General features: G+C 43.6%; 12 protein-coding genes. 9 read left to right on the top strand and 3 right to left on the bottom strand.

What is annotated here, in order from left to right:
* Window positions 1-2: 2 nt before the first annotated feature.
* Window positions 3-1,187 (bottom strand): ParM/StbA family protein, encoded by a 1,185-nt coding sequence (locus ACQCVE_RS04940; protein WP_426861902.1) that lies wholly within the window; start codon window positions 1,185-1,187, stop codon window positions 3-5.
* Window positions 1,188-1,587: 400 nt separating this feature from the next.
* Here ACQCVE_RS04940 and ACQCVE_RS04935 point away from each other — a divergent pair, with 400 nt between their 5' ends.
* Window positions 1,588-2,985 carry a DUF6612 family protein gene (locus ACQCVE_RS04935; RefSeq protein WP_426861900.1) on the top strand — a complete coding sequence of 466 codons (1,398 nt, stop codon included), beginning with the start codon at window positions 1,588-1,590 and terminating at the stop codon, window positions 2,983-2,985.
* 196 nt (window positions 2,986-3,181) lie between these two features.
* On the opposite strand, the gene ACQCVE_RS04930 is transcribed toward ACQCVE_RS04935, so the two are convergent.
* The gene (locus ACQCVE_RS04930) at window positions 3,182-4,525 is read right to left on the bottom strand and encodes a DUF2252 domain-containing protein (RefSeq protein ID WP_426861898.1); all 1,344 of its coding nucleotides are present in this window, start codon (window positions 4,523-4,525) and stop codon (window positions 3,182-3,184) included.
* A 133-nt stretch (window positions 4,526-4,658) separates the two neighbouring features.
* On the opposite strand from ACQCVE_RS04930, the gene cidR reads away from it, so the two are divergent.
* The 5 genes from cidR (at window position 4,659) to ACQCVE_RS04905 (ending at window position 7,699) form a co-directional block, all read left to right on the top strand.
* Entirely contained in the window at window positions 4,659-5,543 is an 885-nt protein-coding gene (gene cidR / locus ACQCVE_RS04925; RefSeq protein ID WP_426861897.1) for a cidABC operon transcriptional activator CidR, read from the top strand.
* Between the two features lie 253 nt (window positions 5,544-5,796).
* The gene (locus ACQCVE_RS04920) at window positions 5,797-6,318 is read left to right on the top strand and encodes an acyl-CoA thioesterase (protein WP_426843210.1); all 522 of its coding nucleotides are present in this window, start codon (window positions 5,797-5,799) and stop codon (window positions 6,316-6,318) included.
* A gap of 19 nt (window positions 6,319-6,337) precedes the next feature.
* The gene (locus ACQCVE_RS04915; RefSeq protein ID WP_426843211.1) at window positions 6,338-6,706 is read left to right on the top strand and encodes a hypothetical protein; all 369 of its coding nucleotides are present in this window, start codon (window positions 6,338-6,340) and stop codon (window positions 6,704-6,706) included.
* A 107-nt stretch (window positions 6,707-6,813) separates the two neighbouring features.
* Window positions 6,814-6,957: a hypothetical protein gene (locus ACQCVE_RS04910; RefSeq protein ID WP_426843212.1), complete on the top strand. Its 144-nt coding sequence runs from the start codon at window positions 6,814-6,816 to the stop codon at window positions 6,955-6,957.
* A 253-nt stretch (window positions 6,958-7,210) separates the two neighbouring features.
* Window positions 7,211-7,699, top strand: a complete 489-nt coding sequence (locus tag ACQCVE_RS04905) for a hypothetical protein (RefSeq protein ID WP_426861896.1) — start codon at window positions 7,211-7,213, stop codon at window positions 7,697-7,699.
* Between the two features lie 41 nt (window positions 7,700-7,740).
* Here ACQCVE_RS04905 and ACQCVE_RS04900 read toward each other — a convergent pair whose 3' ends face one another.
* Window positions 7,741-9,117: an amino acid permease gene (locus ACQCVE_RS04900; protein WP_426843214.1), complete on the bottom strand. Its 1,377-nt coding sequence runs from the start codon at window positions 9,115-9,117 to the stop codon at window positions 7,741-7,743.
* 379 nt (window positions 9,118-9,496) lie between these two features.
* Here ACQCVE_RS04900 and ACQCVE_RS04895 point away from each other — a divergent pair, with 379 nt between their 5' ends.
* The 3 genes from ACQCVE_RS04895 to ACQCVE_RS04885 all read left to right on the top strand — a co-directional run bounded on the left by ACQCVE_RS04895 (window position 9,497) and on the right by ACQCVE_RS04885 (window position 13,653).
* Entirely contained in the window at window positions 9,497-10,960 is a 1,464-nt protein-coding gene (locus tag ACQCVE_RS04895; RefSeq protein WP_426861895.1) for an alpha-amylase, read from the top strand.
* 227 nt (window positions 10,961-11,187) lie between these two features.
* Window positions 11,188-11,874 carry a helix-turn-helix domain-containing protein gene (locus ACQCVE_RS04890; RefSeq protein ID WP_426861894.1) on the top strand — a complete coding sequence of 229 codons (687 nt, stop codon included), beginning with the start codon at window positions 11,188-11,190 and terminating at the stop codon, window positions 11,872-11,874.
* 372 nt (window positions 11,875-12,246) lie between these two features.
* Complete coding sequence (locus ACQCVE_RS04885) at window positions 12,247-13,653, top strand: alkaline phosphatase (RefSeq protein ID WP_426843217.1); 1,407 nt, start codon at window positions 12,247-12,249, stop codon at window positions 13,651-13,653.
* Window positions 13,654-13,701 lie beyond the last annotated feature (48 nt).

Raw genomic sequence — 13,701 nt, 5'->3', positions numbered from 1 at the left:
CCTTATTTGGATGAGGAAGCCGGCTGCTTTTCATCCTTTTTTTCTGATTTTCTTGTTTTGCGCACATAATCGGTAATTAGTTTGTAGTAAGCATTTGACATCATCCAGATGCTTTCCTTTTCATCTTCGAAAAACTCAATGTTATACCCGTCAAGATTGTTGTTGAGCGCCTTTATATAGTCTTTTAGAACAGAAGCGCCACCGCCGACAAAGTAGCAGATCTCCGTTTGGGAATTGCGCTGCCAAACGTTGCGCAGGAAGCGGTATTGTTTTTTTGCAAGCTCCAGCAAAATACGGTCCGTAATATCATGAACGCTTGTCCTGCTTCCCTTTACCATGATGTGGTTCCGGTCATTTTTGCGGGTAATGATCTCAACCACATCTCTGCGGCTATCAAGCTCTACCCCATGCTTTGTTAAGATTTCTTCCCGGATTGCTTCAAGAGATTCAGAGACTCCCAGATTAAATCCCTGGGCCTTATCATCATCAACATTGCGGTTGCGGATGACAGCGATATCTGTGGAGAGACCACCGATATCCTGTATGAGAATTCTCTTATCAATCAGATCTTTATTAATAATGTTTAAATCGTTATCCATGACCAGGTTGATGTAAGCTGCAAAGCCCTCTGGATACACTTTCACTTCGTCAAAACGAATGTTCACTTTAAGACCCTGATATTTTGGCGTTACAAGGAACTCAACCTGATGTACGGATCCGAGCAGCTGGGAACGGTATCCAACATCTTTCCCTTCTTTTACTTCTCTCAGAGGCAGACCTGTACCAAGGGTATAGTTCGCATCAATAACCTGGTTGTTTTTCTTAAATCCTTTTTCAGATGTTCCGTTCACTGCATCAAGTGCAAGTGAAGCGAACAGCATAACGAGCGTCTGGTCTTCTTCGGATTTGCTGCTTCCCGGATCTAATTCTGTAGAGTTATTGCTTTTTGCTGCCAGGCTCCCTACACGGTAAATAACATTGTTTTCTTTTAATGCTGGAGAGTGCACACGGATGTGAATGTTTTCAAGCGGATCCTTTTCATTAAGCTCCTCGATGCCAATTACCGGGCGGTCCTCTAAATCTCTTGCGATAACGTTTGGTATGTATAATTCTGAGTCTAGTTTTCCGAACAGTGCTTTTACTGCATCGTTCCCTACATCGACTGCTGCGATTCTAGAAAGATTCATAGTCAACTTTCCCTTCTTTAATTAAGTTCTTTATACCATTCGTAATCATGGTCTCCTTTTAAGGTAATACATAAAAGGCTTTCTTTCAATACAGGTTTTAGCGTTTTCAAAAATGTTTACAACACTTCTCTTTTTGTGTACACCTCTTCTATTTATGTATACACGATTACAATTTTGTAAACATACGGACACGACAGTTTGTGTTCGTTTTTGTATACTTGTAAACATTTATGTAAACATACAGATACATTTTGTAAACATGTATACATTATTGTTTACCAGAACATTTTCTTTCGATTCCACAAAAATGGCAACTATTAAATTGTATTTTTATGTTATTTATTCAATCTTATGGGTATAGAAGATTGGTAGCAAGTAACACGAAATTAGGGGGAACGTGATGAAAAACGTAAAATTCTGGTGGGCTGCGATCCTGCCCCTGCTGATCTTAAGTGCATGCGGAACAGCTCCACAAAACGTAATCGAAAGTTCATCCGCTGCACAAGAAAATCTGGACAATGTAATGGTGGAATTTACGATTGAGAACAAAGGAAAACAGAGTTATAAAGGGACACAAAAACTGGATTTTAAAAACAAGAAAACATTAAAAGAGTATGATAACGGGAATTTAATCTATATCGATCCCAGTTCCGGAATTCTAGGTCTAGAAGGCGAAAATTCAGAGATGAACGAGGGGGAAGAAGAGTATTACAGAAACCTCTCGGAGCAAGAGCTTAATATGGGACGCGATTACATTGCCTATCTAGAAGGGATTGATCCGGAACTCCAAAATAAATTTAAGATGGAGTCTGAAACCGATCTTTCCTATGTATTAACCTTCAACGGAACAGATGAGGAAAAACAATCCCTATTAGAGAAAGAAAGAGCGGATTACTACAAAAATCTCTTTGAAGCGGATCAATCAGATAATAAAAAGCAAGAGAACATCCGTCTTAAAAAGTATGATATCTCGATCACAATCGACAAAGAAACAAATTTTATGACAAAGCTCATTATCCACCAGATCTTCTCTGAAAAAATACAAAATGAAACACAAAACATTGATCACAGGAAAGAATATATTTATTCATCCCACAATAAGCTGGAAGACATTGCTAAGCCTGAATCGGAAGAAGAATTACCGGCTGAAAAACCTGCTGAAGAGCCTTCCGAAGAACCCGCTGAAGAACCTGCTGAAGAGCCAGCAGAAAGCGAAGACAATGCAGCATATGAAGAAGAGGCGGCAAAATATGTAGATGCGCTCATTCAAGCGACCGTTTATCAAAACACAGATAATTACATCAGCAAAGCTCCTGATGCTGAAAGCGATGATCAGAAGAAGAAAAGCGCAGAAGAGCAAAAGGGATTCTTTATTGCGGCATTTGAAACCAATTTAACGAATGCACTTAAATCATTTGGTGCTTCGCCATCACCCGAAAAACTGGAAAAAGCAACAGCTGCATTTAAAAATGCTCTTTCACAGACGAAGTACGAGATAGTAGATTCAAAATCAGCCGAAGACGGCACCTCTTATACAGTTACTCTGAGTATTGAAGGATTCAGTGAAACCAAGCTCCTTTCAAAAGACCTGACAGACGCAATTACAAGCTTTCAAGAAGGAAAGATGTCCGGACAGGAATTTGGCGACAAGTATTTAGATATCCTTACAAAGGTATACAGCGGTAAGATCTCACTGGAACCCGCAAAAGAAGCGACTGTAAACGTCCTCCGCAATCCGGATGGAACGTATGCTGTCCTCATGCAGGATGAATATTTATTAACGTTTGTACAGCAATAGTAACAGCATAAAAAACCCCCAAGCATTTGGGGGTTTTATTATGATGTATTTGAAGGGCTTTTGAGTGATCAGAATCACTCTTTCTCCTGGCATCATTGCCATACCGCTGCAAGTGCTTAAGGTCCAATCCTATCAAAACCATGCCCTCTTTCTTCCATCATCCATACCTGGTTTCAAGCATAGCAGGTACTTACTGCTACTCATTCTCGTATTGATTGAGCCATTCACAAAAGATCGCGTAATCTGCATTGGTTTGACGCTTGTACCCCATTGCCGTGAACGAAATCTGATCGGCGAACCGGCGTGTGTCAGACCCGATCGCTTTTAATATTTCAATTTCACTGTGATGGGTAAGGAAGGAATCTGCTAAATCTGCATCGGCTCTTGCATGGATTTTGGCTGTAATTCTTCCCATTGTATCCAATGCTTCATCCATTTGCTGCGGCCCGTCAATATGCTTAGCCTTCAGCTTTTTTTTAACGGGGGAACGTTCCCTGATATAAAAGTGGCGCCCCTCCATTGTTACGTAGCCTAGAAATGGATCCTCATGATGGTGCATAGCCTTTTGGGTGGATATCACCCTTTCACCCTGATGGGCATGCTCTTCCCAAAATTCCCTTCCTGCCGGAAGAAAATATCCTGGAATGGGCGCACGGACTTCTTTTACTTCCAGTACTAAATCGTCCAGGCCATGTTCCCCTTCGTCCCCTTCAATCAGGACATAAAAACGGTCAAGGCCGATAGAAGCTGTACCCGAGCCAAGTTTTTTGGAAATATCTTTGATTTTGTAGTAAGAGAGATCCCTTTGGTCATTTTTATCTAAAGACGCGATGTAGTCTTTCCATGCTTCTTTGATCATTACCGATTCATGTTCCGAGGCGTGCTGGATTTCTTCTGACCATTTAAAGCTCCGGACTCCCTGATCATTTAGTTCTGTATAGTCATCGAGCAGCTTATTCATTCTTCTTTTTTTTAATTTTTTCAGCAGTTTCCGGACTGGATTTTTTGAGTTTTCCGAAGTGAAATAAAAGGTTACAGGATCATCTTTTCCTTTGGCAAATCGTTTCATCTGATCCGTATAAGCCTTTAAATACGTGTGAATCCTTGCTTCCTGCTCTTCCTCGGTGTACCCTTCCGCTTCACAAAAAAGCGCGATGCTTGCCGACATTCTCAGCAAATCATATAAATAAGAGCCCATTGTTCCTTCATCGAAATCATTTACATCGAATACGAAATCTCCCTTTTCATTTTGAAAGGCTCCGAAATTTTCAATATGCAGATCCCCTTGTATCCAAATCGGCTTGTCCTCCGGTGTATGAAAAGAAAAAGGGATTTTCGTTACATCAAAATAGAACAAATAGGCGCTTCCTCGGAAAAATCTAAATGGACTCTCTGCCATTTTACGATACTTTTCCAGCCTCATTTCCCGGGAAAGATTCATGATGGTGCCGTCCAGTTCATTTAAAATCGCATCGATGGTCTGATGGCGCAGCATCCTTTTTAATGAGCTTGCCCGGTCTGCTATGTTTGCTGTTTCCACTCAAGTCTCCCCGCTTTCCTTACCATGTTAGAATAAGTATATTCCTAATTTCTGAATCATGCAAAAGGCTTGTGAAGAATAACGCAAACTTTGCTAAGATGAATGTATCCGGATGGAGATGAGGGTGAAAATCATGGACATAAAGCATTTGCAATATTTCATAGAAGTCGTCAAATTTAAGAGCTTTACAAGGGCCGCCAACCATTTGTTCATTACACAGCCTACAATCAGCAAAATGATTAAAAATCTGGAAGAAGAACTCGGGGTCACGCTATTTGAACGCTCCCGCAAAAAGCTCATTTTAACGGATGCGGGACAGGTGATCTATGATCAGGCTAAATTGATTGATCATGCCTTCCGTAACCTTCAAATGGAGCTCGATGATTTGCTGAGCCTGAAAAAAGGTGTGATCCGCCTAGGGCTGCCTCCTATTATCGATACCGGTTTTTTTCCGAAGATGATTGGCTCCTTTCATGAACAGTATCCGGATATTACCTTCCATTTGGTTGAAGACGGCTCGAAAAAAATTGAGGAAGAGGTCGCCTCCGGCGGTCTTCATGCAGGAATTGTCGTTCTTCCGGCGAATGAAGATGAATTCACCTGCCTTTCCTATATGGAAGAGGATTTCAGGCTGGTTTTGCATCCGGATCACCGGCTGGCTGAACAGGAAGAAGTTACACTTCGCGAGCTTGAATCCGAGCCGTTCATTCTTTTTAATAAAGATTTTGTCCTCCATGACCGCATTTTGACAGCATGCAACAGCGCAGGATTTCAGCCAAAGGTCGTCTCCGAAAGCTCTCAATGGGAATTTATTGAAGAGATGGTCTCGTGCAGACTCGGAGCAGCCATGTTCCCTGAGAGCATATGCCGACACCTTTCAGATAAAGTCCGTTCAGTAAAGATCGTGGACCCGGCTATAAGCTGGCATTTGGCCGTTATTTGGAAAAAAGACCACTACCTCCCCTTCGCCGCAAAAGAATGGCTTCATTACGTAAAACAGCAATTAAAGATACCGTAGAGCTGTATACCTAACGCTGCTTCCGGATACGGCCCGATTAAGACCTAAGAACGCTCGCTTAAAGAGTGGTATTAGGTGTTTTTTTTATTTCATCCTCGCTATCCCCCGTTCTATCATTCCAATTTGGAAGCATTTACATAGACACATGGAATCCTAAGAATAAAAAACAACCATTTTACTTACATTTTTTCTCATACTACACTAGCCCTATAACAAGACTGCCATTGAGACAGGACAGAAGGGATCTGACGGAATGGAAGCAAAAAGAGCGAAAGAAAGCCGTATTGTTAATACCGATCAAGTATTAACTTGCGATTTAAATAACTACAACACTCTGTTCGGCGGTGTGCTGATGAAAAAGCTGGACAGCTGTGCCACTCTTTCTGCGAGAAGGCATGCGCGGGCCAAGGAGTGCGTAACTGCATCGACAGACTCCATTGACTTCTTATGCCCGATTCATCAAACGGACTCTGTATGCATTGAATCCTTTGTATCCTTCACAGGAAGTACATCAATGGAGATTTTCTGCAAGGTGATAGCGGAGGACATGATCAAGGGCGAGAGAAGAATTGCAGCTACAGCATTTCTCACGTTTGTCGCGCTGGATGAGAGCAAAAAACCCCTTGCGGTTCCGCAGGTTATTCCTGAAACCGAAGAAGAAAAATTCCTCTATGAAACAGCGAATCAACGTGCGGAAATGAGAAAGCTCAGAAGAACAAAAAGCAAGGAGCTCGCTAAAAATATTACGTTAAACAAGCCATGGGATTACGAATAAAAAAAGGGCGGGGATAGGAATGGTTGCTGCTTCAAACATGGAAGATCTGCAAATGCTTCAAGCTGAGCTGGAAAAAATGAAAGACGGATATCCGGAACTGTTCAGCAAATGGATTCATCTGGTGAATTTGACACGTCAGCTGCAGTTTAAACATCATTTTATGGGAAGCATGCTGCTGGATGAAAAACCTGGCCGCTACTACCCAAGCACAGCAGAAAAATCCGTTTTAACGCTCTATAAAGAAGAGGTGCAAAAGCTGAAAATGGAACCTGAATTTCCTGTTTTGCGCAAACTTTTAAGTCAATATCATGAGACGGGGTTCTCAAAAATCAGCCGGCTCTCCCTCGGTCATCCACCCGAATCTCTTGTCGGTGTTACCATCGCATAATGGAATTTGACCCTGTGTCGAAAACACGGGGTTTTTTCCTATTGATTTTCCGTTCCATACCAGATATCCTTCCCTTAGAAGTGATTCACTTTTTGGAGGAATGAGAAATGGATAGAACCTTCCGCGTCGCGGCTAACCTGGTACAAAAACAGCCGGAATTTATCCGGGCTTGTCTTTATACCTTTATTGCCGCGGCAATTGTAATGTGCGGATACGGATTAGGCTGTTTAGCAGGAATTCTTCTCTTTTAATTCGTAACCTGCTGAAACTCCTGGCTTATAGAGCCGAAGAACCTGGCAGACGGATGGCCCTGCAGCTTGAAAAGCCTTGTAAAGGCAGGGCCTGGCACGGGCTCTCTATAGTGGAGGCGCTGGAGGGAGCAGGATAAGAAATGGCATTCAACCGCCCTGTCCCCGGCGCACATTCCATTTGGGAAATTGTTCGTCATATTACTGCAGCAAATGAAATGGTGACAAAAAGGATATAGTAAGGCAGGTCCAAAACATGCTTATAGAGGATAAAGTATTTGCGGAGGATGTATTAAGGCATCTTTTTTCAGGAGCCCAGGTTGACGGAGTGCAGTTTGGATTTTCACCGGCTGCTATTAAGATTTATTTTACCAATTATGAAAACACAGAGGACTATGGCGGACAGCTCTATTTAAACATTGAATCAAAGTGGTGTGTGTTTGATCAGCCGCCTCAGATATACCCTTCGAATGAGGATGAAATGGAAAATGACTCGGAGGATGAAGAATACTCGAGAGTTTATAGCATAAGAAGGAAAAAAGTTGCGGATATAAGGTTAGGAGAAGAAACACCGCATCTTTATATCACGCTGGAGAAAGGCTCTGTTCTTTTTGTAAATGGTTCTCACGGATTATACGAGTGCTGGCAGGCAGGCGTGCAATACGACGATGAGACCTGGCTCGTTGTGGCGGTTCCGGGCAGGGACATTGCTGTGTGGGCTCCTGACCGGTTTTATATAAGCTGAAAACAGCTGACGGAATGAAAACCGCCAGCTGTTTTATTTGGTTATTGCACACTTCTTTTATGAAATCCTTTGGCAAAGTAGACAGCCAGCAGAAGCGCAAACCATATCGGTCCAACGATCAGAGCCACTCTTGTATCTGCACTGAATGCCATGAGTACGACAACCATCCCTAAAAAGGCAAGGGCGATATAGTTTGCATAGGGAAACAGCGGCATTTTGTATTTCAGATTTTTTACCTGCTCCCGGCTTAATGACCTGCGGTAGCGCATCTGCGACAGAAGGATGATTCCCCATGTCCAAATCGCCCCAAATGTAGAAATGCTTGTTACCCACACAAAGGCTTTTTCAGGCACGAGATAATTCAGGACCACACCGACAAGCAGGGCGGCAGCAGAAGTGAGGATGGCCAGTCCCGGCACTCCCCCTTTTGTGATCTTGCTGTAAGATTTGGGGGCTTCATCCTGCTGGGCAAGGTTAAACAGCATTCTCCCGGTACTGAAGATTCCGCTGTTGCAGGAGGACAGGGCCGCCGTTAAAACGACAAAGTTAATAATTCCGGCTGCGCCCGGAATGCCCAGTTTTTCAAAGGTTAACACGAACGGGCTCCCCTGGGTTCCAATCTGGTCCCAAGGATAAATGGACATAATGACAAAAAGAGCACCGACATAGAAAATCAAAATGCGCCAGAACACGGTATCAATCGCTCTAGCCAAAGATTTTTCAGGATTTTTTACCTCCCCTGCTGTCACACCGATCAGCTCAATTCCAAGAAAGGCAAACATGACCATAGACAGTGACAGCATAACCCCTTCAATGCCATTCGGGAAAAATCCCCCATTGCTCCAAAGGTTGGAGATACCGGTAGCCACTCCGCCATTGCCAATTCCAAAGATGATAATGCCGGCTCCGATGATGATCATTCCAATAATCGTCACAATTTTAATAAGGGCGAACCAGAACTCCAGCTCACCGTATGCTTTAACGGCCAGGAAATTTACAGAAGTCATTATGATCAAGGCGAGCAGCGCCCATATCCACGGTGCGACCTGCTCCTCCGGCACCCACATCGTCATGTATTTCGCCACAGCTGTAATTTCCGCCATACACGTAACAACCCATAGGAACCAGTAATTCCACCCCGTTAAAAACCCAGGCAGCGGCCCAAGGTAATCCCTGGCGTAACGGCTGAAAGAGCCGGCAACAGGCTTTTGGATCGCCATCTCGCCAAGTGCTCTCATAATAAAGAACATAATCATTCCTGCAAATGCGTAGGCGAGCAAAATTCCAGGCCCTGCAAGCTCAATGGCAGCTGCGGATCCAAGGAACAAGCCTACCCCTATTGCTGCACCGAGCGACATAAGGGTAATATGCCTTTCCTCCAGCCCCCGCTTCAATTCGTTGTTTTGCTGATTTTGCATGTTTCCCCTCTCCCTTCTGACCAAAAAACGCGCTGAGTTTATAGCTGAATAATCCTATATTGACAGAATGTTCCGGCTGGAAGGAGCTTTTTGTTAAATTGCCGAGAACGCTGAAATTGCAAAGGATTTAGATCAGCTTCAACTCTTTTTGTTATCGCTTACATAAGATTTTAGATAAAAATTTCTTTTTTATCAATAGTCAGTATTAAGCTCACTAGAAAATCCTATCATGATTTTTGAGGGAATGCCAGCGTCATTTTTTAGGCACTTGGAACGAAAATAAAAAAGGGGAGAGCAAAATTTTTCCTGCGTAAAGGTTTACCAGCACCCTGTTTTAGGCTATTTATCATTAGATGAGCTAATTACGGGAGGAATGGGTATGCCGCAGAATCATACGATGATGCAGTTTTTTGAGTGGCATTTAAAGGCAGATGGGGAGCATTGGAAAAAGCTTAAAGAGATGGCCCCTGAATTAAAAGAAATTGGCATTGATTCTGTATGGATTCCACCTGTTACGAAAGGACAATCAGCTGAAGACACAGGATACGGGATATATGATCTTTATGATATTGGCGAGTTTGAGCAAAAGGGTACCACCCGTACAAAATACGGCACGAAGAAAGAGCTGCTGGAAGCCATTGCCGCCTGTCACGAAAATGAGATTCAGGTATATGCAGACGTTGTGATGAACCACAAGGCAGGAGCTGATGAAACGGAAACATTTAAAGTGGTGGAAGTCGATCCGGATAATCGTGAAAAGGTCATATCGGACCCGTTTGACATCGAAGGCTGGACGAAATTCACCTTTCCCGGACGCAAAGACACCTATTCCTCCTTTAAATGGAATTTCGGGCACTTTAACGGAACCGACTATGATGCAAAGCAGGACCGGACCGGGGTTTTCCGTATTCTTGGCAAAAACAAAGACTGGAATGAAAATGTAGACGACGAGTTTGGCAACTATGATTACCTCATGTTCGCCAATATTGATTACGACCACCCTGATGTCCAGAAGGAAATGATTGAATGGGGCAAATGGCTTGCGGATACATTGGACTGCGACGGCTACAGACTGGATGCCATTAAGCATATAAACCATGAGTTTATTAAAAACTTTGCAAAGGAAACCGCTGCCCATCGCGGTGAGAATTTTTATATGGTCGGTGAATTCTGGAACTCCGAGCTTGCTGCCTGTCAGGAATTTCTAGATCAGATTGACTATCAAATGGATCTATTTGACGTCTCCCTCCACTATAAACTGCACGAAGCTTCATTAACGGGACGCGACTTTGATCTGTCGACGATTTTTGAAGACACACTTGTCCAGTCACACCCTATGAATGCAGTCACGTTTGTCGACAATCATGATTCCCAGCCAAATGAAGCCCTTGAGTCATGGGTCGGCGATTGGTTTAAACAAAGTGCCTATGCCTTAATTTTGCTTCGAAAAGACGGGTATCCTTGTGTATTCTTCGGGGATTATTACGGAATAGGCGGCGAGGAGCCGGTTGAAGGGAAGAAAATAGCCATTGATCCCCTTCTCTACGCAAGATCCAGCAAAGCCTATGGCGATCAGGATGATTACTTTGACCATCCGAATACAATCGGATGGATCCGGATGGGCACCGATGAAATGGAACGCTCAGGCTGTGCAGTAGTCATTTCTAACGGAGATGAAGGGGAAAAAAGGATGTTTGCCGGCGAGCATCGCGCAGGTGAAGTCTGGGTCGATATGACTGGAACAAGAGAGGATAAAGTACAAATCGGAGAAGACGGCTTCGGCACATTTCCTGTAAACGGCGAGAGCGTTTCAGTATGGGCTCTGCCGGATGAAGAGCAATAAAGTTTCCAATGGCAGCCTGGCTGTTGCTGCCAATGCCCCTTATATACGCCGCTGCCTCAAATAGAGCAGCGGTTTTTCCCATTTCAAAACCCGTTTGAACGAAACCTCTTATTTAGGTAAACTCCATATCATTTCAAATTAACAACACCTTTACATAAAATTTTCTTCCTTTACCAAGGAATGGACTATAATGGATAGAGATTATGATTTTCGAGGTGTATAAACGTATGAATGAAACGTACCTTTCCGATCCCCAGCTTTTTACCCTGGATGCCGTTTATCTTATTGAATCAAGAGACAAAACAGAAATGCTTAAACGGATTGCTTCCAAACAGATTGAGGAAGAGAAGCAATTTTTATCTGCGGTCTCCAAGAAAATTGACCTCCACATCTGGAATGCTGTTTACACCCGGGAAATGATGAAGCTAGGCGCTGCCAGGAGCTACCTTCACCGTGTATACAACCGATTTTACACTTCCATATCGAAACAATCATCCCTCTCCGACCTTCATTCCCTTGAACTTGAAATGGCAGCTGCCTATTTTGACCTCTTCATTGGCGACTTGGACGAAGCGGAAAGCTTTGTAGCAAACAAAATTCTTCCTTACCTGCACATGAATATTGAACATCATCTTTCCATTAGAAAGCTGTCTGAGGATCTCGAAATTTCAGCCGGCTATGCCTCCTCCTGCTTTAAAAAGGAAATGGGCATCAGCATTATGAAATACGCGAAAAAAATTAAGATTGAACGGGCAAAAATCCTCCTCTCCACTACAAACAAAAGCATTTTTGAAATTAGTATGATCCTGTGTTTTCATGATCAGGGACATTTCAGCAAAACCTTTAAATCACTTACTGGAATGTCACCGACCCATTACAGGAGAAAGCTCCCTGCATCGCAGCCATCTTTCTAGCAAGCCATTCGGAGCCTCTTTGAGCTGAAGCCTTAAGGGGAGCAGCTCCGGACGAGGCAGAATAGGGTGAACCTGCGCATACTGCCCTTGCCCGGCAGTTCATTACCCGGGATTCAATTGATTCCCTCATTCACGGTGCAAAGCTCCCCTGCAGCCTGAAGGCTCTTGATATCCGGCTGACCAGAGAAAAAGCAGCCGGGTTGATTCTCTTTGCAGTATTTGAACTCAATATAGAACAGTATATACGTCCCGATTCGATTAACCCATGCTTTACAAACACTATATAGCATCTTTACATGTTCGTAATTGAGAATACACATTATTATCCTATTATGAGAATAGTTACATATTTTCATAATGGGAGGAATAAAATTGAAATTTACTGGATTAGTAAAGAAGAAGATTGTTCCAATCGCCACTGTTTCCGCCCTTGCCCTTGGCACTCTAATCGGCGCAGCTTTTACACCCCAGGGAGCCCATGCTGAAAAATCTTCGGCTAAAGAAGAAATCGCAAAGAAGATTAAGGAAAAAAATCCGAAAATTAAGAATGTTATCTTCCTTATTGGTGATGGCATGGGCGTGACTTATACGACTGCGCACCGTTATATGAAGGATAACCCGCGTACAGAAGACATCGAGCTGACCGCATTTGATAAACATTTGGTCGGTATGCAAACCACCCATCCTGACGATCCTGCCCAAAACATAACAGATTCCGCTTCTGCCGGAACAGCTATGTCAGGCGGCGTTAAAACCTACAACAATGCTATTGCTGTCGATAATGACCTTTCTGAAGTTAAGACAGTACTGGAGCAGGCAAAATCCCAAGGAAAGTCCACAGGTCTTGTTGCGACTTCCGAAATCACACATGCTACCCCTGCTTCTTTTGGCGCCCATGATGAATCCCGCAGAAACATGAACCAAATCGCGGACGATTACTATGATGAAATGATTAAAGGCAGCCACAAAATCGACGTGATGCTTGGCGGCGGAAAGTCAAACTTTGTCCGCAGCGACCGCGATTTAACTAAGCTTTTCAAAAAGGACGGCTACAACTACGTTACGAATAAAAAAGACATGATGAAAAACAGAAACACCAAACTGCTCGGCCTGTTTGCTGACGGCGGTATGGATAAAATGATTGACCGAAAAGCAGAAACCCCTTCTCTTGAGGAAATGACCCGCGTGGCTCTCAAGCAGCTGAGCACAAATAAAAACGGTTTCTTCTTAATGGTCGAAGGAAGCCAGATTGACTGGGCCGGCCATGACAACGATATCGTTGCCGCAATGAGCGAAATGGAAGACTTCGAAAGAGCATACAAAGCAGCCATTGAATACGCGAAAAAGGACAAGCATACATTAGTCGTTGCGACAGCTGACCACTCTACCGGCGGTTTTTCAATGGGAGCAGGCGGGGAATACAACTTTAAAGTGGAGCCTCTTCTTGCCGCGAAAAAAACACCCGACTATATGGCTGCAAGAATCATGGAAGGAATGGACGCTGAAAAGGTCCTAAAAGACAACATTGCGCTCGAGCTGACACAAGCGGAAATCAATAGTGTGAAAGCTGCAGCTGAGAAGAAGAACATGACGGAAATCGATAATGCCATCGAGCAGATTTTCAACAAGCGTTCCTTCACAGGCTGGACCACATCCGGCCATACCGGGGAAGAAGTACCGGTTTACGCTTACGGCCCTGGAAAAGAGCAATTTGCCGGTCTTATTGATAATACAGATCAGGCAAAGAAAATCTTCAAGATTTTGAAAGAAAGCAAATAAGCCTGTTAAAACGCGCTGTATGGGAGCCAATGCCCTGCAGCGCTTTTT

The organism is Metabacillus sp. 113a, from assembly GCF_050107635.1.
Classification (GTDB): Bacteria; Bacillota; Bacilli; order Bacillales; family Bacillaceae; genus Metabacillus_B.
Note: the sequence above shows the minus strand (reverse complement) of the source record. Positions and strands in the feature narration are given on the sequence as shown.

Coding starts and splice junctions, on each gene's coding strand:
- ACQCVE_RS04940 (WP_426861902.1), bottom strand. CDS start 1,187: ATGAATCTTTCTAGAATCGCAGCAGTCGATGTAGGGAACGATGCAGTA.
- ACQCVE_RS04935 (WP_426861900.1), top strand. CDS start 1,588: ATGAAAAACGTAAAATTCTGGTGGGCTGCGATCCTGCCCCTGCTGATC.
- cidR (WP_426861897.1), top strand. CDS start 4,659: ATGGACATAAAGCATTTGCAATATTTCATAGAAGTCGTCAAATTTAAG.
- ACQCVE_RS04920 (WP_426843210.1), top strand. CDS start 5,797: ATGGAAGCAAAAAGAGCGAAAGAAAGCCGTATTGTTAATACCGATCAA.
- ACQCVE_RS04915 (WP_426843211.1), top strand. CDS start 6,338: ATGGTTGCTGCTTCAAACATGGAAGATCTGCAAATGCTTCAAGCTGAG.
- ACQCVE_RS04910 (WP_426843212.1), top strand. CDS start 6,814: ATGGATAGAACCTTCCGCGTCGCGGCTAACCTGGTACAAAAACAGCCG.
- ACQCVE_RS04905 (WP_426861896.1), top strand. CDS start 7,211: ATGCTTATAGAGGATAAAGTATTTGCGGAGGATGTATTAAGGCATCTT.
- ACQCVE_RS04900 (WP_426843214.1), bottom strand. CDS start 9,117: ATGCAAAATCAGCAAAACAACGAATTGAAGCGGGGGCTGGAGGAAAGG.
- ACQCVE_RS04895 (WP_426861895.1), top strand. CDS start 9,497: ATGCCGCAGAATCATACGATGATGCAGTTTTTTGAGTGGCATTTAAAG.
- ACQCVE_RS04890 (WP_426861894.1), top strand. CDS start 11,188: ATGAATGAAACGTACCTTTCCGATCCCCAGCTTTTTACCCTGGATGCC.